The organism is Desulfoferrobacter suflitae (assembly GCF_022603395.1).
In the GTDB taxonomy this organism is placed as follows: Bacteria; Desulfobacterota; Syntrophobacteria; order Syntrophobacterales; family Syntrophobacteraceae; genus Desulfoferrobacter; species Desulfoferrobacter suflitae.
Window position 1 is genome coordinate 173,857 of sequence record NZ_JAIBKA010000008.1, and the last position, 17,879, is coordinate 191,735.

At 59.3% G+C, this 17,879-nt stretch carries 16 protein-coding genes and 1 CRISPR repeat array (1 of these 17 running past the window's edge); of the genes, 3 read left to right on the forward strand and 13 right to left on the reverse strand.

Going from position 1 to position 17,879, the window contains the following annotated elements; all coding sequences use genetic code 11:
- Positions 1–2,412: a CRISPR direct-repeat array (repeat unit 37 nt; unit sequence GCCGGAAACACTGACCTGATGAAGAAGGGATTACGAC) (it extends 3,746 nt beyond the left edge of the window).
- A gap of 254 nt (positions 2,413–2,666) precedes the next feature.
- The 3 genes from K1V27_RS15075 to K1V27_RS15085 all read left to right on the forward strand — a co-directional run bounded on the left by K1V27_RS15075 (position 2,667) and on the right by K1V27_RS15085 (position 4,549).
- A complete protein-coding gene (locus K1V27_RS15075; protein ID WP_258930874.1) occupies positions 2,667–2,945 on the forward strand; it encodes a hypothetical protein in 279 nt (92 codons plus the stop codon).
- A gap of 244 nt (positions 2,946–3,189) precedes the next feature.
- Entirely contained in the window at positions 3,190–4,053 is an 864-nt protein-coding gene (locus K1V27_RS15080) for a right-handed parallel beta-helix repeat-containing protein (protein WP_258930875.1), read from the forward strand.
- Between the two features lie 262 nt (positions 4,054–4,315).
- Positions 4,316–4,549, forward strand: coding sequence for a tautomerase family protein (locus tag K1V27_RS15085; RefSeq protein WP_258930876.1), 234 nt, complete (start codon positions 4,316–4,318; stop codon positions 4,547–4,549).
- Between the two features lie 222 nt (positions 4,550–4,771).
- Here K1V27_RS15085 and K1V27_RS15090 read toward each other — a convergent pair whose 3' ends face one another.
- From K1V27_RS15090 to gabT, 13 genes are all read right to left on the reverse strand, one after another.
- Positions 4,772–6,124: an acetyl-CoA carboxylase biotin carboxylase subunit gene (locus K1V27_RS15090; protein ID WP_258930877.1), complete on the reverse strand. Its 1,353-nt coding sequence runs from the start codon at positions 6,122–6,124 to the stop codon at positions 4,772–4,774.
- A 41-nt stretch (positions 6,125–6,165) separates the two neighbouring features.
- Positions 6,166–6,384, reverse strand: a complete 219-nt coding sequence (locus K1V27_RS15095) for a biotin/lipoyl-containing protein (RefSeq protein WP_258930878.1) — start codon at positions 6,382–6,384, stop codon at positions 6,166–6,168.
- Positions 6,385–6,422: 38 nt separating this feature from the next.
- On the reverse strand, positions 6,423–7,406 hold the full coding sequence (locus K1V27_RS15100) for a 5-oxoprolinase subunit C family protein (protein WP_258930879.1): 984 nt from the start codon (positions 7,404–7,406) through the stop codon (positions 6,423–6,425).
- An 18-nt stretch (positions 7,407–7,424) separates the two neighbouring features.
- The gene (locus tag K1V27_RS15105) at positions 7,425–8,411 is read right to left on the reverse strand and encodes an allophanate hydrolase subunit 1 (RefSeq protein ID WP_258930880.1); all 987 of its coding nucleotides are present in this window, start codon (positions 8,409–8,411) and stop codon (positions 7,425–7,427) included.
- A gap of 93 nt (positions 8,412–8,504) precedes the next feature.
- Positions 8,505–9,305 (reverse strand): LamB/YcsF family protein, encoded by an 801-nt coding sequence (locus K1V27_RS15110; RefSeq protein ID WP_258930881.1) that lies wholly within the window; start codon positions 9,303–9,305, stop codon positions 8,505–8,507.
- A 65-nt stretch (positions 9,306–9,370) separates the two neighbouring features.
- Positions 9,371–11,143: an aldehyde ferredoxin oxidoreductase family protein gene (locus K1V27_RS15115; RefSeq protein WP_258930882.1), complete on the reverse strand. Its 1,773-nt coding sequence runs from the start codon at positions 11,141–11,143 to the stop codon at positions 9,371–9,373.
- A gap of 49 nt (positions 11,144–11,192) precedes the next feature.
- Complete coding sequence (locus tag K1V27_RS15120; RefSeq protein WP_258930883.1) at positions 11,193–11,903, reverse strand: ABC transporter ATP-binding protein; 711 nt, start codon at positions 11,901–11,903, stop codon at positions 11,193–11,195.
- Positions 11,884–12,615 carry an ABC transporter ATP-binding protein gene (locus tag K1V27_RS15125; protein ID WP_258930884.1) on the reverse strand — a complete coding sequence of 244 codons (732 nt, stop codon included), beginning with the start codon at positions 12,613–12,615 and terminating at the stop codon, positions 11,884–11,886. The genes K1V27_RS15120 and K1V27_RS15125 overlap by 20 nt, the downstream gene beginning before the upstream one ends.
- Entirely contained in the window at positions 12,612–13,625 is a 1,014-nt protein-coding gene (locus tag K1V27_RS15130) for a branched-chain amino acid ABC transporter permease (RefSeq protein ID WP_258930885.1), read from the reverse strand. The genes K1V27_RS15125 and K1V27_RS15130 overlap by 4 nt, the downstream gene beginning before the upstream one ends.
- Positions 13,626–13,675: 50 nt before the next feature.
- Positions 13,676–14,563 carry a branched-chain amino acid ABC transporter permease gene (locus tag K1V27_RS15135; RefSeq protein ID WP_258930886.1) on the reverse strand — a complete coding sequence of 296 codons (888 nt, stop codon included), beginning with the start codon at positions 14,561–14,563 and terminating at the stop codon, positions 13,676–13,678.
- Positions 14,564–14,568: 5 nt separating this feature from the next.
- Positions 14,569–15,777 (reverse strand): ABC transporter substrate-binding protein, encoded by a 1,209-nt coding sequence (locus K1V27_RS15140; RefSeq protein WP_353740589.1) that lies wholly within the window; start codon positions 15,775–15,777, stop codon positions 14,569–14,571.
- 123 nt (positions 15,778–15,900) lie between these two features.
- Complete coding sequence (locus tag K1V27_RS15145; RefSeq protein WP_258930888.1) at positions 15,901–16,233, reverse strand: hypothetical protein; 333 nt, start codon at positions 16,231–16,233, stop codon at positions 15,901–15,903.
- 1 nt (position 16,234) lies between these two features.
- Complete coding sequence (gene gabT / locus K1V27_RS15150; RefSeq protein WP_258930889.1) at positions 16,235–17,545, reverse strand: 4-aminobutyrate--2-oxoglutarate transaminase; 1,311 nt, start codon at positions 17,543–17,545, stop codon at positions 16,235–16,237.
- Positions 17,546–17,879: the final 334 nt, after the last annotated feature.

Sequence of the window (17,879 nt, forward strand, 5' to 3'; positions counted from 1 at the left end):
CACTGACCTGATGAAGAAGGGATTACGACGCTTCAACTGTATTGACGGTCCCACCGTAATCAAAGCAGGCCGGAAACACTGACCTGATGAAGAAGGGATTACGACACAAACGCCGCTTGAATGCCTCAATCATGTTTTCCCGCCGGAAACACTGACCTGATGAAGAAGGGATTACGACCGACTTCCGCCCGATACTGGTCAAATAATCTGTTTGCGCGCCGGAAACACTGACCTGATGAAGAAGGGATTACGACCCCGGCGTTTCATGTGCCCACATGGGCACATCTACGCCGCCGGAAACACTGACCTGATGAAGAAGGGATTACGACGCAGGCGCCTCCGGCCCCCTATGGGGCTGTGGCGCCGTGCCGGAAACACTGACCTGATGAAGAAGGGATTACGACCCAGCGCGCGCAGCCACCCAGCGCACGCTTAGGTGGCGGCCGGAAACACTGACCTGATGAAGAAGGGATTACGACACGGCGTGTGCTCGTAGATGTCCCGCTCCAATTGGCGCGCCGGAAACACTGACCTGATGAAGAAGGGATTACGACCCCACCGGCATACCTCGCGGCTCAATTTTTCGTCCGCGGCCGGAAACACTGACCTGATGAAGAAGGGATTACGACGCAACAAGGCCGTTGGCCTTGAGAATATCCAGGGTGTGCCGGAAACACTGACCTGATGAAGAAGGGATTACGACCATGCGGGTTTCCTTGTGGTTTGTGGTGGTTTGTGGTGGGCCGGAAACACTGACCTGATGAAGAAGGGATTACGACCCTTGTGGTTTGTGGTGGTTTGTGGTGGTTGCCTTGCCGGAAACACTGACCTGATGAAGAAGGGATTACGACTTTGCCGGTAAATTCAACGGTGATGTCTTGGTTCTTGGTGCCGGAAACACTGACCTGATGAAGAAGGGATTACGACATTGTGAGCAATAGGGCCGTCAAAATAAGAGGGTTTGCCGGAAACACTGACCTGATGAAGAAGGGATTACGACGTGACAAAACCCTTTGCGGTCTTGACGTTGGTAATGAGGCCGGAAACACTGACCTGATGAAGAAGGGATTACGACGAACAGGGTCCATCTCAGGGTCGTCCATCTCGGGGTGCCGGAAACACTGACCTGATGAAGAAGGGATTACGACAAACGTCTTTGACTTTGACTTTGACGATCTCGTTGACGCCGGAAACACTGACCTGATGAAGAAGGGATTACGACACTTCGCTTGACCGACGGATAGAGTCTTTCAGCTTTCGCCGGAAACACTGACCTGATGAAGAAGGGATTACGACTCCCACCAGGATTTATAGCCAAGAATCCGCCCCGGGTGCCGGAAACACTGACCTGATGAAGAAGGGATTACGACCGCCGCTGCCAGGTTCGGCCTGGCCTTCCTCGCCCTGGCCGGAAACACTGACCTGATGAAGAAGGGATTACGACGCAGTGCGCGCAATCGGTCAGCGCGCACACACCGCGCCGGAAACACTGACCTGATGAAGAAGGGATTACGACCGCCGCTGCCAGGTTCGGCCTGGCCTTCCTCGCCCTGGCCGGAAACACTGACCTGATGAAGAAGGGATTACGACTCGAGGTAATCCGCCTCGTTCCACGTCTCGGGGTCAGCCGGAAACACTGACCTGATGAAGAAGGGATTACGACGCAGTGCGCGCAATCGGTCAGCGCGCACACACCGCGCCGGAAACACTGACCTGATGAAGAAGGGATTACGACAGAGATACTGGGTGTGTTGGTTTATGATTTGTTGTTCGCCGGAAACACTGACCTGATGAAGAAGGGATTACGACTTAACACGGCTTTTTCAGTGTTTTGGCAAGGATAATCAAGCCGGAAACACTGACCTGATGAAGAAGGGATTACGACCTACCCGGGTGCCGTTGGGTTGTCTCGTGGCGGTCCGCCGGAAACACTGACCTGATGAAGAAGGGATTACGACGCGTCAAGCACGGCCAGGCGGTCAGCCAGCCGGCGAGCCGCCGGAAACACTGACCTGATGAAGAAGGGATTACGACCGACGAATGTTTTCTCACCCCCCCAAATTCATAACTCTTATGCCGGAAACACTGACCTGATGAAGAAGGGATTACGACCCAATTTCCTGATGCGTTCCCATACCCTACAGTATAGTGCCGGAAACACTGACCTGATGAAGAAGGGATTACGACTCGATGCTTTCCCTTAGTCGCTTAATCCTTACAGGAACCGCCGGAAACACTGACCTGATGAAGAAGGGATTACGACAGCGTAGCCCCACGCCACAGTAGCCCATGTCTGGGGCAGGCCGGAAACACTGACCTGATGAAGAAGGGATTACGACATCGTTATCGTCCCGTCGTCCTCGATCTGAATCTGAGCCGGAAACACTGACCTGATGAAAAAGGGATTAGTTCCGCCGGTTGCCGGCTGCCGAGAACCCCTCCCTCAATGCCGCAAACAGCGGTTATTCTGATCCGATGGCGCATCGATCCGCAACGCGCTTTTTTGTTGGGTTTCATTGCATTCAACCCAACCCGGCTGACCTCTCCAATGGGGATCGCCGACCGTCCACGACATGCCATTGACATATCCGCTCTTCTGGCCCCATACTGGATCGGAAGCAGTGACCCCATGAACCGGGGATCGCCTCCTGAACAAGGAGAAAGCCATGCGCCGTGTCACTTGTTTATTGACCACCGCATTGCTGATGACGTTTGCCCACCCGTGTTTTGCCCCATCCGACCTCCCCAAGGTGAAGGGCACACGGGCGGCCGACGAGCAGGTGGTCCTGCAGGACAGGTCGCCCGAGACGGCCCCCTGGAATCACCACAGGGAATTTCAAGCGGGGCGGCGATTCACCGACATCGGTTTCACCCGGGTCATCGACCGGCAGGAAGGAGTTCACTTCCGCGCGGTGAAGTCCTTTTCGACCGGCGCCGGGAAATGATCATTGCAGGTGCCATCGGGTTTGACCGCAAAGCCCTCTGCATGGTGGATGGCGACGGCATGTTCCCTGGTCGATCGGTTGCGCCCGACCAGGGTGGAACTCGTCTCCCTGCACGTTGACAAGCACCGCTGCATCGCCGACAGAGGCGGGATGACGCGGCAGGATTGATCTCTGGTCGGCATCGGATCGAGGCTGCGGGGCTTTTCCCGCAGCCGCGGGAAGGACTCGAAAGGAGGGTCGAAAGATGCGTTGCAACAATTTCTTGGTCGTGCTGCTTTGTTTTCTTTGCCTCACCGCCGCTGCCGGTGAGGCCCGCGGTGATTTCTACGTGGTCCCCGTGGCGCGCGGCGTGGGCACCCCCATCGAATCGCTGCCCTGCACCATCAGGGAGCCCGGTCTATATTACCTGACGAAAAATCTCACCCATACGGCAACCAGCGAGAATGCGATCACAGTCGATGCGAACCACGTGACCATCGATCTCATGGGATTCAATTTGATCGGACCCGGCACGGGAAAGACCATCGGCATCTACATGACGCACCGCTCCAACGTCGAGATCCGCAACGGCACGATCAGCAATTTCACTCCCGACGGCATCCGCGAGGCGGGCAGCGGCAGCAATCACCGCGTCATCAATGTCAGGGTCGCGGGTATCAATGGAATATCGTATGCCGGATATGGCATCATCCTGTTTGGCTCATCGCACCTGGTGAAGGACTGCACCGTGTTGGGACATTTCTATACCGGTATCAATGTGTCGAAAGGCACAACGGTCATCGGCAACACGGTATACGCCAATAACTACGGCATCTCAACCGGCGCCGGCTGTCTGGCGACCGGCAACACGGTATCCGACAACGCCGCTACCGGCATTTCGACCTCCAGCGGCTGTACCCTTTCGGGCAACAGCGCATACCACAACGGTGTCGGCATCTGGGTGTCATATGGCTGCACCATCGTCGGCAACACCGTCTACGGCAATACGGTGCAAGGGATCCAGTTGAATCCGTATTGCCTGGTGGATCAGAATACCGCCTACGGCAACAGCGGCTACAACATGACGCCGTGCTCGACTTGCGTGTTAGGGAAAAATGTCGCCCCGTGATCGGGTCGGGCCCTTGAAACCCCGACGACGGCTCACAGAGCGAGCGGAGAACGCAGAGGAAAATTTTTCACAACGGCTACGGTTGAAATGGGCGTATACTCGGGAGCGCATCGCGGGCGCCTGCCGATCAACTTTTTGACCTGATGAGCAAAGGGGTTGGGACGCTTTCTGAAATGGCTTTACAAGGATGTGCCGATCCAATAGAAGTGGGGTTTTGGGAAATACCCGCACCGTCTGACCAGCAACGCCAAGGAGGATAGCCATGCCCCACGTGATTGTTAAGCTCTACCCGGGCCGCACGGAAGAACAGAAACAACGCCTGGCTGATGCCATAGCCGAGGACCTTGTGCAAATCGCCGGATGCACGGAGGATTCCATTTCCGTCGCCTTTGAGGAGGTGGCGGCGGAGGAGTGGCCGGAGCGAGTGTACCGACCGGACATTCTGGATAACATGGATAAGCTCTACATCAAGCCGGGATATAACCCGTTTGCGTGAAACAACTGTTTTCCAAATTTCCGGCTTTCAGTTTTTTGCGGATTCACGGCAAAGCATGCGGGAACGACGAAGGCCGATCGGCTATAAAATGATGTTTTTTATCCTCAGCCCGTCTAATTGTGCGGCGCGGTGGTGCGGCACCTTGCCGGGCGCAGAACCGGGGTCCGTTGCCGGACCCCGGGGGTTCGTTCGTATTGTTTGTGACTCAGACCTGGTTTGCGCTCAATGGACGCCCGGAGTGACCCCGTTATCCAGAAACGAAGTGTCGAAATCCCCCGTCCTGAAAAGAGTGTTGCGCAGGGTCTTGAGGCAGGTGGGGATGGTCGTTTTCACCCCTTCGATACGAATTGCCTCGAGGGCCTCTATCAACTTGTCTACGGCCGCGTCGCGGCCGTCCGCCCAGGTGATCACCTTGGCCAGCAGCGGGTCGTAGTAGGGCGGCACCACCGCGTTTGCGCGCAGGGCATGATCGATGCGCAGCTGCGTGTTGTCCTCGGGCAGATACAAGGCGTGGATGGTCCCCGGAGACGGAATGTAGGTGTCCGGATCTTCCGCGTACACCCTGGCCTCGATGGCGTGGCCGCGCAAGCTCACATCCTGCTGTGAAAAGGCCAGCGGCTTGCCCTCGGCAATGTCCAGCTGGCATGCGACCAGGTCGATTCCCGTCAGGAACTCCGTCACCGGGTGCTCCACCTGCAGCCGCGCGTTGATTTCCATAAAGTAGTAGTCGCCCTCTTCCGACCGCAGCCCTTCTATGGTACCGGCTCCGTGGTAGCCCATGCGCAGCACCAGGCGGCGGGTCCAGTCGAACAGCTTTTCCCGGTCGGCCGGCGTCACGATGAGGGAGGGCGCCTCCTCGATGATCTTCTGGTTGCGCCGCTGGATCGAGCATTCCCGCTCGCCCAGGCAGACGCAGTGGCCGAACCGGTCGGCAACAAACTGCACCTCGATGTGACGCGGCCTGGGCACCACATGCTCGATGTAGCAGGCGTCCGATCCGAACGCCGCACTGCCTATGCTGCACGCCTGCCGGTAGATCTTTTCGATGTCCCGGGCGCGGGTGATCCGCGCAATGCCCTTGCCGCCCCCGCCCTTATCGAGCTTCAAAAAGAGCGGGAAGCCATGAGCCCGACCAAATTCCACCACGTCTCCCACACCCGCTACCGGCTTCAACGTGCCCGGAACCACCGGCACCCCCACCTGGTCGGCCATTTGCCGGCAGGTGCACTTGGAACTGATGATTCTTAACAGCTCAGGGGCAGGCCCAATCCAGACAAGACCGGCATGCACCACCGCTTCGGCAAACGCGCCCCGCTCCGACAAAAACCCGTAGCCGGGATGCACGGCATCGGCGCCCGTCTGCAGTGCCACTTCCACCAGCTTTTCGATGTTGAGATAACTCTTGAGCGGGTTGGCCGGGCCGATCAAAACGGCTTCGTCGGCCTCTTCCAGGTAACCCGCATCGCGGTCCGCCTCGGAATAAACCACCACACTCGCCACACCCCGCCGCTTGCAGGTGCGGATGATGCGGCCCACTATTTCGCCTCGATTGGCGATGAGAACCTTTTTTATCATGACACCACTGCCGTCGTTGAGGGGCTGCAACAACGCCGCCCTCAGATCTCGAGAATCACCATGGGATCGCCCACCTGCAGTTCATCCCATTCCTTCACCAGGACCTGCTTGACCACTCCCGCCTCTTCGCTGTTCACCGGTATTTCCGTCTTCATGCAGTTGATCACCGCAACTTCCTGACCCTTTTCCACCCGGTCTCCCACATTGACCACCACCCGGGCGGTGAGCCCCGGCATGATTGCATTTACCGATTTCTCCATAGGTTTGACTCCTTTATCTCGATGTATCCCCTGCCAAATCAGGCGAGCGAGGCTTCGCTCAACAACTCTTTCTGCGCCCTGCGCGCTTCGGTGGCTTCCTGCTGTCCGACCATGCGGAACGTGATGCTGTCGCGGCCGGGAGTCCCCTGCCCGATTTTCCAGAGATCCGCATTGATCACATTGAGGGCGCACATGTAACCGCCCAGGGTGGGACCGTCCGCGATCAGCAAAATGGGCGTGTTGCCGCAGATATTGAGGGCGCCGCGAATGGCGTAGGCGTGGTCCAGAATATTGGACGGGTGACTGCCCCCGACGCCCCCGTCCGGCCGGGCGAAAAAGCTTTCCGGAAGCGGATCCAGCCGATACGCGGAGCGGTTCGAATTGTGGTTGATCTTGAATGACTTGGAAAAGAGCAGGTCCATGCCCTCCTCGGTGACGTAGTCGGGAGACGTGTTCGGCCCCGGGATGGCGCGCAATTGCCATTGCCTCTGGTAATCCGGCCGCACGCCGTCCTTGAGTCTGCGCCCCGCCAGATCTTGCAGCGCACCCCTGGGGGCACCCAGCTTGAGCTCATCGCCGGCCGCCAGCTTGCGGCCCTCGAACCCACCGTACCCGCCGAATATGCAGGTGGACTTGCTGCCCAGATAAGCCGGCACGTCGATGCCGCCGGCCACGCCCAGGTAGCAGCGGAAGCCGTATTCGCCGATGTGACCGAACTTGACGGTGTCGCCCCTGTTGACCGCAACCGATTGCCACATGGGCAGGGATTCGCCGTTCAGCGTGGGCTTCATGTCGGTGCCGGTCACGGCAATGACCGTATCCCGGGCGAATTGTGCCTCGAGGAAACCGCCCGTGATTTCCAGCCCCGCTTCACCCGGGGAGTTGCCCACCAGCAGGTTGGCAAAACCGAGGGCCAGGTTGTCGAACGCCCCCGATGCAGACATGCCCATACCCAGATAGCCAAGACGTCCCGGCCAGTCTTCCACAAGCACCTCGATGCCGCCGTTTATGATCTTCAACATATTCCTCGCTCCTTTCCATTACAGTCTCGGTGCTTTGCGGACACCCTCAGCCTGCTTCGCTTTCAGCTCCCGCACCCCGTTTTGCACTTCTTCGCTGTGCACCCAGGTCAGGTAGTCCTTGGCGACCACCTGGCCGCTTTCGATCTGGTATCGATAGTCGGTCTTGTTGTGCACGTGATCGAAGATGTCCAAGATCTCCTGTTCCTGCACCTCGTGGAACTTGACCCGGTCGGCCGGGCGGTAGAGGAAGGGGCCCTCTTTGAAGATGGGGTGCTTGCAGCTGAATTGAAAGGTGGGAATGGTCCTGCCGAACAGCTGGTAGCCGCCTCCGGTCGGCGTCGTGTAGGTGAACACGCAGGGACCGCCGATGCCCGCGGCCCCCTCCGGCGTCCAGGTGCGGGGCGGATTGTACTTGGGAACCACCAGGGCGCAGCGCGGGTCCACCGGCCACAGGAAGGCGCCGCCGGGCCAGAAGCCGCAGCCGCTGTTGAACCACTCGGTGCCGAGGATCATGTTCTTGGCCTCGGCCACCGTGACCCCGTTGCACAGGGCCATGTATTCGAGGTTATAGCCGTTGATGACGTTGGGGGCGTCGGGGCGCACTTCTTTCACGTACTTCTGCACGGCTTTTTTGGTTTCGCTGTCCTCGAAGGCGAGCGGCAGGTGAATGACCCGGGATTCCAGCACCACGTCGTCGATGGTGGGCATCGAGTCTTCGGCCTCCTTGATCTGAGCGATCAAATCCGCGCTGGATAAAGCCTGCGGGTCGAAATGGAACAGGTTGGTGCGCAGGCCCGGCACCGTTTCGATCAATCCGTTGATTTGACGTGCACGGATGATGTCGTTGACGGCCAGTATGCGGAAAGAGTCCTGCAGAGCGGCGCGCTGTTCGCGGCCGTACTCGACTTGCAGAAAACCGTCTCCCGCCTGCCTGAAAAGGATTTCCAGCCGGGATGGCGTTTCCGGCATGGTGTCCAGAATGACGTCGTACTTGTTTCCCTTCATGTGTGTGACCCTCCAATACAGAGTAATTTCACGACCGACTACCCCTGCCAATGGTGTTGTTTGCCTCGGAACCGTACTGCCGACCCGCCGTGGCTAGAGGGGGGGAGCCGCCAGCGTGTAGCCGGCTCCCCTGAGAGCCTCGTGCACCGCCTTGAGGATGTCGACGGCACCGGGAGTGTCCGAATGGAGGCAGACGGACGATCCCTCGATGTCGATTTCGCTTCCGTCGGTGGCCCTCACCCTGTTCCGCCCGACCATTCTGAGCACCTTGTGCGCCACGTCCTGCGGCTTGTGGGGATCATGCTGGCGGGTGATGACCAGATTGCCCCGGGCGTCGTAGTCCAGGTCCCCGTAAAGCTCGTAGATCACCCGCACGCCCATGCGCTCGGCCACCTGACCGACAGCCCCGGTGCGCATGGTGTAAAAATAGAGCTGCCTGTCCACATCGAGGATCGCCCGGCAGATGGCTTCAGCCACTTCGGGGCGCCGGTTGGCCATGCCGTACAGCGACCCATGCGGCTTGACGTGGTGCAGGCGCAGGCCCGCCGCCTGCACAAAGGCATTCAATGCCCCCACCTGATACATGACATCGTCGTAGATCTCCTGGACACTGCAGTTCATTTCCCTGCGGCCGAACCCCTGGCGATCGGGCAGTCCCGGGTGGGCGCCCACCTGAACGCCGTGCTCCTTGGCCAGTTCAACGGTCTTGCGCATCTCCGAAGAATCCCCCGCGTGGAAACCGCAGGCAACGTTGGCGCTGGTGATAAACTGCATGAACGCTTCATCGTTTCCCATGCGATACAAACCGAAGCTCTCACCCATATCCGCGTTGATATCGATGTGCATTGCAGATCCTCCATCCTCGTTATGCCGGTTAAGCATCAGCTGTTTCATTGTTCGCGGCTCCCCCCTCACCCCGACCCTCGGTTGCGCGGGTGACGCTTTCCTCGGACAATCTCCTAAGCCGCCGGAGGCTCGCCGTGCTCGTTCCAGCCGCGCGCCTGGTAATACTCGCGGAGCATTTGCTCCATCTGCTCCTGCGTGATCACCTTCCCGGTTTCCGGCAGTGCCTCCTGGTGAAAGCGCGCCGGCAGCAGATCATCCTGCCGGGTCAAACCTTCCCTCAGGTTGAAGCGGCGCACGGCGTCACTCACGCCGGCGGCAATGCGGCGCATGGCCTCGACGTCCAAAGCAAGGCCGGTAGCACCCTTGATCATTTCCGCCAATTGTTCCCACTGGTACAGATCGCGGTAGAATCGGCACAGGACCAGGGTATCGAAAATGGTGAGGCGGTCCTCCCACTCGGTGAACACCCTGGCCTTCCCCTCCACCCCGTCGCGATCCACCATGCCGCTCAGCTCGGGTTTATAAAAGGTGGCGCGCAGGTGGCACGCACCCCGGTCGGAAGTTCCGTAGGCCAGCCCCATGCCCTTCAGAATGCGCGGGTCGTAGCCGGCCGGCTCGAGCCCCTTCACGTGAATGGCCTGGTCCTCCATGCCCCATTGCCTTGCCGCGTGCTTGATGCCCTGCGCCAGAACCTCCCCGATGCCGCGCCGGTAGGCGATGTCTTCCAGCAGCCGGGCCACTTCATCCACCTTGCCGTAGTCGACGGGATGCTCGATCTTTCCCCGGCGCGCCGCTTCAATGGCCAAGCCGGCCAGATTGCCCGCGGTGATGGTGTCGATTCCGAGTCGATCGCAGATGTCGTTGAGATAGGCGATTTCTTCTATGCCGGCGATTTCGCAGAGACCGCCGAAGGCAAAAATGGTTTCGTATTCGGGTCCCTCGATCTTGAGTCCTTTGTGGCGCCCTTCCTTGACGGTGGACAGCCGTCCGCACGCCATGAAGCACTTCAGGCAGGCATGCGGCTCGACCTCGCAGCGGCTGTGCAGGGCGGCGGCATTGAACTGCTCACGCAGCTCCGAGCGGCCCTTACTCCAGTAGCGCGTGGGGAAGCCGCCCGCTTCATTCATGATGTCCACCAGCATGGGGGTTCCCATGCTCTTGTAGGCCTTCACCCCGGGGTTGTCCCTGCCGATTTGAGCGAGGGTTTTGGCAAAATTCTTCAACAGTTCGGGATCGGCGAACTGCTTTTTGCTCTTGCCGTGGAAGGCGATGGCCTTGACCTTTTTGGCGCCCATCACCGCGCCCACCCCGGTTCGGCCGGCGCTGCGCCAGTAGTCGTTTTCGATGACGGCAAAGCTCACCTGGTTCTCGCCCCCCGGTCCGATGCAAATCACTCCGCATTTGCCGGTTTCCGGCCGATGCCGCAGCACCCATTCCTTGATGCGATCTTCGGTGGCGAAGGTATCGAGCCCCCACAGCTCCTCGGCAGAATGAAAGGCCACTCCCTCCGGGCTGACTTCCAGCCACACCGGCCCATCGGCCGCACCGCGCAGCATCACGGCGTCAAATCCGCTGGCGCAGATGTGCTCGGCGACCGTGCCCCCGGAATAGGACTCGGAAAAAAAGCCCGTCTGCGGCGACTTGGTGTACACCCCGTGGCGGCAGCAGCCCCAGACCGGGCTCCCCGAAACGGGTCCGTTGGCGAAAATCAGATGGTTTTCCGGGCTGAGCGGCTCCACCTGCGGCGGATTGTGCGCCAGCAGCAACTGGATGGCCAGCCCCTTTCCCCCGAGATGCGCGCCCAGCGTTGCTTCGTCCGGCTGATCAACGCGCCAGGTCATGTCCGTTACATCAACCGTGAGGATCCTATTGTAAAATCCTTGCATGATCGGTCTCTCCTTTATTGCGTGCTCCCCAAGGCCCGCCCTTTGCCCCCTACATCCCCAAATAGGCCGTCTTGATGTGCGGATCATTCAAAAGGTCCCGGGCCGGGCCTTCCAGAACGATTCGTCCGTGCTCCAGCACGTAGCCGCGGTCGCTCAGACCGAGCGAGTGCTTCACGTCCTGTTCCACCAGCAGCACCGTAGTGCCCTGCTGCGCAATGGTGCGCACCGTGTCGAAGATCATTTTGATGAGAATGGGCGCCAGTCCAAGGGACGGCTCGTCGAGCATCAACAGCTTCGGTTTGGCCATGAGGCCCCTGGCGATGGCCACCATCTGCTGTTCTCCACCGGAGAGCGTCATGGCCATCTGGCTCTCTCTTTCCCGCAGCCGCGGAAACAGCCGGTAGACTTCCTCGAGGGTCTCCTCCCTGGCTTTGTCCGCGCGGCTGTTGTAGGCGCCGACAATGAGGTTGTCCCGGACGGACATGAGGGAAAACAGCCGCCTCCCTTCCGGCACATGAATTATGCCGCGCTCCACGATAACTTCCGGCGGTGAACCATGAATCGGCCGGCCTTCAAACAGAATTTCCCCTGTGGACGGCTCCAGCAATCCGGAAAGGGTCTTGAGCAGAGTGGATTTGCCGGCTCCGTTGCCGCCGATGATGCTCACCACCTCCCCCTCCTCGACCCGCAAAGAGAGCTCGAAGATGACCTGCACGTCACCGTAACGGACGTCAATTCCGTTAACCTGCAGAAATGACATACTCATCCCCCAGATAGGCCTTGATCACCCTCTCATCGGAAGCCACCTGGTGCGGGGCGCCCTCGGCGATCTTCTGACCGAAATGGAGCACCACCACATGGTCCGAGAGGGCCATGATGGCGCGCATGATGTGCTCGATGACGAATATGGTGATGCCTCGCCCGCGCAGCTGTTGGATGACGCCGACCATCTCGTCCACTTCCGAGGGTCTGAGCCCGGCCATCACTTCATCGAGCAGCAGCAGTTGCGGTTCGGTGGCCAGGGCGCGGGCAATTTCCAGCCGCTTGCGGTCGGCGATGGTGAGGTTGCCGGCTCTGCTGTTCCTGTGCTTTTCGAAATGCAGATACTCGAGGACCTCGAGGGCCTTCCGTTCCGCCTCGCTGCGACTGTTGGTGCGGGCAAATGCACCCACCATGACATTGTACAGTACGCTCTTGGTGGCGAACGGCTTGACGATCTGAAAGGTGCGGGCGAGTCCCCTTTTGCAGAGGTTCCAGGGCCTTTCGCCGTTGATTCGGACCCCGTTGAAGTAGATCTCCCCGCCGCTCGGCGCGTACACTCCCGCAATGCAGTTGAAGGCCGTCGACTTGCCGGCTCCGTTGGGGCCGATCAGTCCGAAGATCTGCCCCGGCTCGATGGTGAGGCTCAGGTCGTTGAGGGCCCGCAGGCCGCCAAAATCCTTGTGAAGGCCGCGTATTTCAAGAATGTTCATGCGGATGCCTCCCCGCCTTCGGTGCCCGCCAGGCGATCCACCAGCCTATTGTAGAGACGTGTCAGCGGCTCCTGCAGTCCGCGCGGTTGATAGAGCATGACCAGAATCAGGACCACCCCGAAAATGATCAGGTGCAGCCCGGGCACCGTGTCGCCGAAGTAAATCCGCGAAAAATCGCTGACCGGTCTCAACAGCAGCGCTCCCAGCACCGGCCCGGCGATGGAGCCGCGCCCGCCGATCAGGGCAATGAAGGCGATCTCGAAGGATAAATCCAGGGAAACTACACTCTTGGGGTGGATGTACAGGGTGAATTGAGCGTAAAAGGTTCCCGCCAGCGCCGTCAGAAACGAGCTCATGGCCATGGCGATGAGCTTTGCCCGCGCCACGTTGACACCCAGGGCCATGGCCGCTTCGGGCTCTTCCCCGCCGGCATTGAGGTAGTAGCCGAGCTTGGAGCGTGAAATGCAGTAGGTGAGCAGCAGGACGGCTGCCAGCATGATCAAGATGATGTAGTAATAGGGTTCCTTGACGGCGAACATGAAGTTGCTCAGGCCCAGCTTCAGCGGTGGAATCTGCAGGCCGCGCGGACCATTGATGACAAAGGGGCCGAGCCGGTCGATGTTTTCGATCATGACGCGGATGCCTTCGGCAAAGGCGATGGTGGCCAGAGCAAAATAGGCGCCGCGCATTTTGAAGGTCGGCAGGCCGATGAGGATCCCGACCAGGGTGGCCAGGATGCCGCCGACCAACATCCCCAGCCAGGGACTGACGCCGTACTGCAGATACAGGATGGTGGAGGTGTAGGCGCCGATCCCGACAAACGCCGCGTGGCCCAGGGGGAGAACACCGGCAAAACCGCCCACCAGATTCCAGCTGGTGGTCAGGTAGGCGTAGAAATAGAGGAGTATGAGGATGTGCAGATAGGTGGCGCTGCGCATCACCAGCGGCAGACCAAGGGCCAGGACCGCGACCAGCAGGCAGGCGGATTGGTTTATGCTGCGACGTGTCATTGCGTTACCGATTCACGCGTATTTGAATTGAGCTGCAACAGCCGAGATCATTACCAGTCATACTTGACTCCAAACAATCCGGACGGTTTGAGAAACAGGAACACGAGGAACAACGCGTAAACGATGGCCTCCGTCCAGGTGGCTGCCATGAACTGGGGGCCGACCGATTCGATCAAGCCAATGATGATCCCCCCGAGCAGCGCCCCGCCGATGCTGCCCAGGCCGCCCAGCACGACGATGATAAACCCCTTGATATCGAACAGCACCCCGACCGTCGGGAAGACGTTGTAAAACGGAATCAGGGTGACGGCGGCGACGCCGGCCGTCGCCGTCCCGATGCCGAAGGCCAGGTTGTAGACCTTGTAAGGACTGATCCCCATCAGGCTGGAGGCCTCACGGTCCAGGCTGGTGGCCCGGATGGCCCGCCCGATTCGGGTCCTTTGCAGAAACCAGTAGAGCAGGCCCGCGGTAACCAGTGCCGTGACAAATCCCCAGAACTTGGGGACGGAAATGAGCATGTCGCCCAGCACAAACATTTTCCCGCGCAGCGCGTTGTCCTGCAGGTTGCGGTACTGGGGACCGAAGATCAGCAGGGTCAGATTGTCCAGAATGTACCACACGCCGGTGGTGACGATGATGACCGTGATCGGTTCGCGCACTTCCTTTTCCGCCTTGAAAATCGGCTTGATCACGATGTCCTGCAGGTAGTAGCCGAATACGAACATGACCGGGACCACGACCACCAGCGAGAGGTAGGGATGGATGCCGCTCATCTGCACCGTCCAGTAGGTCACGTACATGGCGACCATGAGCAGCGAGCCGTGCGCGAAATTGATCACCTTGAGGACACCGAAGATCACGGTCAGACCGAGGGCGGTGAGCCCGTAGATGGAGCCCATCAAGATGCCGTTGATGGTGTCTTCAAGGAGGTAGATCATGACCGTTACTTCTGCGGCACGGGGAACACCGGAGTGTAGCCGGCCCGGCGCGCGCCCTTGGGCCACACGGTGATGCGCTCGAAACCGCTGCCAAGGTCGTTGACCTGCACGATCACCAGGGAAGCATTCTTGTTCTGGCCGGATTCATCGAACTCCACCGAATCGTAGCCGACGATCATCCCCGGACCGCTGTCGAGCCGGGTGGCCGCCAGAGCCTCGCGGATTTTGCCGGGGTCGAGAGAGCCCGCCCGCTCCAGAGCGTCTTTCAGCACATACATGGCCAGGTAGGCGTCAACCGCCTCACCGGTCAGGTTCTGACCATATTTCGCCTTGTACTTCTCATTGGCTTCCTTGGCACCGGGCTTGTTGATATCGGTCTCCCATTCGACAATATCAAACAGATACCGGGAATTCTCGCCGGTCGCCTGGAGAAAGGACGGATCGGCGTGGCCGCCGCCGCTGCCGATGATCGCCTTGAGGTTCACCTGGTATTCCGCCAGAGTATTGGTCAACAGGATGGCATCGGCGGCATTGGAAACCAGCAGCAGCACATCGGGATTGGCGCGGCGGATCTTCTGCACCACCGGGCTCAAGTCGGTAGCCGTGGAGGGATAGGGCTCATCCAAAACCACTTCATAGCCGCCTTCCTGGGCCAGCTTTTTCCATTGCTCGGCAAACCCCTTGCCCCAGTCGCCGTTTTCATAGACGAAGGCGAGTCGCTTGACGTCTCCACCAAATTCTGCCTGCATGTCTTTCAGGAAGGCAAATTGATCGCGCGTCCACCAGCTGTCCTTGGCGGCGATACGGAAAACATTCTTGAAGCCCTGTTCGGTGATTTTGTCGGCCACGGACACGGGCACGATGAAAGGAATGCCGTATCTTTCGGCCACCGCCGTGACCGGATAGGTGACCGCCGAATTCCAGCAACCGGTCAATACGTTGACCTTTTCCGTGTTGATCAAACGCTCCGCCTCCGCCACGCCTTTTTCCGGTTTGGATTCGGAATCGGCGTACAGCATTTCAATTTTGGCGCCTCCCAGAGACTCGATGCCGCCCGCCGCATTGATCTCTTCAACCGCCATATCGCGCGCGTTCTTTCCCTGCTGGCCGACCGAGGCCGACGGTCCCGACAGGGGAATGATGTTTCCCACTTTGACGACTTTGTCTGCGGCGCCGGCCGGATGACCGAAAGCAAAATTGAGCGCCACGATCATGCATGCGGCCGCCAGACATTCCAGGATGTGCCGTTGCCTGTTCTTGTCCATTGCTTCCTCCTTGTCTTTAGGGTCCTTGTGGTTAGTGGTTTTCCACCCGCAAGAGATTACAGCCGGGAGCTGTCACGCGGGCTCCCGGCGCGATGGTGGATTGCCGTAAAAGTAAACCACCACATCGCGCGGCAATCCGGGATGGACAACAATGCTTTCGATGTCCAACATTTCCCGAGCCTGAAGTTTGACCACCATAAACAGCCGCCCGGCCGCATCGTCATAGTAGAGGCGCTGCTCGAGGATCCGGCTCCGGTAGGGATCAAGCAGTTTGCCGACTTCGGGAAACGCCGATTCACCGGCTCCCGTCGAGGTCCTTTCGAAGATCAAATAGGTGCAGCGCGGCTCCAACTGAGCCTTGATCTGTTGAAAGTTGCCGGGACTGGGCGCAGGGGTGCCGGCCATGTCATTGGTCGAGGGAGCTCAGCCCCTCCTCGAGAATGGTCAAACCCTTGTCCAGTTGATCCTGTTCGATGACCAGGGGCATCAACAGCCGAATGACATTGCTGTAGCCGCCGCAGGCCAGAATGATCAGCCCCCGGTCGAAGCAGTATTTGAGCAGGGCTTTGGCCTCATCGGTGGCGGGGGCCTTAGTGGTCCGGTCCTTGACCAGCTCCATGGCGAGCATCGGCCCTATGCCGCGGACATCGCCAACGATGGCGTATTTTTGCCGGAACTCGTCCAGGCGCCGGCGCAGGATCACTCCCAGCCGCTTAGCCTTGTCCAGCAGATTTTCACTTTCAAAAACCTCCAGCACCGCCAGGGCCGCCCTGCACGCCACCGGATTCCCTCCGTAGGTGCCGCCGATGCCGCCCGCATGCACGCAATCCATCAGCTCGGACCGTCCCACCACGGCACTGAGAGGCATGCCCGCCGCGAGGCTTTTGGCCACCGTCGTGAGATCGGCTTCCACCTGGCAGTGCTCCATGGCGAACATGGTGCCGGTGCGTCCCATGCCCGTCTGAATCTCGTCGGCAATGAACAGGATGCCGTTGGCTTCGCATATCTTCTTCAGTTTGGGAAAGTATTCCGGGGGCGGGGTGATGAAGCCCCCCTCGCCCTGGATGGGTTCGACAATCATGGCCGCGGTGGATTCGGGGGCCACGTGGGAGAGGAAAAATTCCTGCAGATAATCGGCGCAACCGACGTCGCAGGACGGATATTGCAGGTTGAACGGGCAACGATAGCAATAGGCGAAAGGTGCATGATACACTTCCGGCACGAAGGGGCCGAACCCGAATTTGTACGGTTTCACCTTGCTGGTGAGGGTCATGCCGAGCATGGTTCTTCCGTGGAAGCCGTGCTCAAAGGCGATGACGGCCGGTCTTTTGGTACAATAGCGGGCGATCTTGACGGCGTTTTCCACCGCTTCCGCCCCGCTGTTGATGAACAGGACCGACTTGGCGAAGTTTCCGGGCACGACCGCCTGCAGCTTTTCCGCCAGGGAAATGACGTGTGCATACGGCATCACCATAAAGCAGGTGTGGGTGAATTGTTCCGCCTGATCCTTGATGGCCGCCACCACTTTGGGGTGCGAGTGGCCGACGTTCATCACGGCAATGCCGCCGGCAAAATCGATATATTCCCGTCCTTCCACATCATAGAGCAACGCTCCTTTGCCGGACTGCACGTAGCAGCCGGTCAGGCTGGCGTGGCCTTTGGGGATGGCGGCGCTGCGGCGTTCATTCAATTGTGCGTTGGTCACAGGTCCTTTCATGTCTGCTCCTTGTTCGGTTGAGCCGGGATGGTGAGGTTGCAAGATGCCCGGATTCACTTGAGGCAATATTCGCGCCATTCTGTAATTCCCTGAGATAACCAGGGGTTGAGTAGAGGGAGCGGCATTGGAGCGGGACCAGTGAACCGAAACTGCATCAGTCTATATGAAAAAACTTTATATATCTATTGCTTAGACTGGATGCACAAGCGTATCAATTGATTTTACAAAAAATATATATGTTTTATCCAACACATAGAAAGGAGAGTGATGCACAAATGAATCGCCGGTCGTTGCGCCGGACCCCCCTGGGGCCCGGGCGGTACGCCGCCGGAGT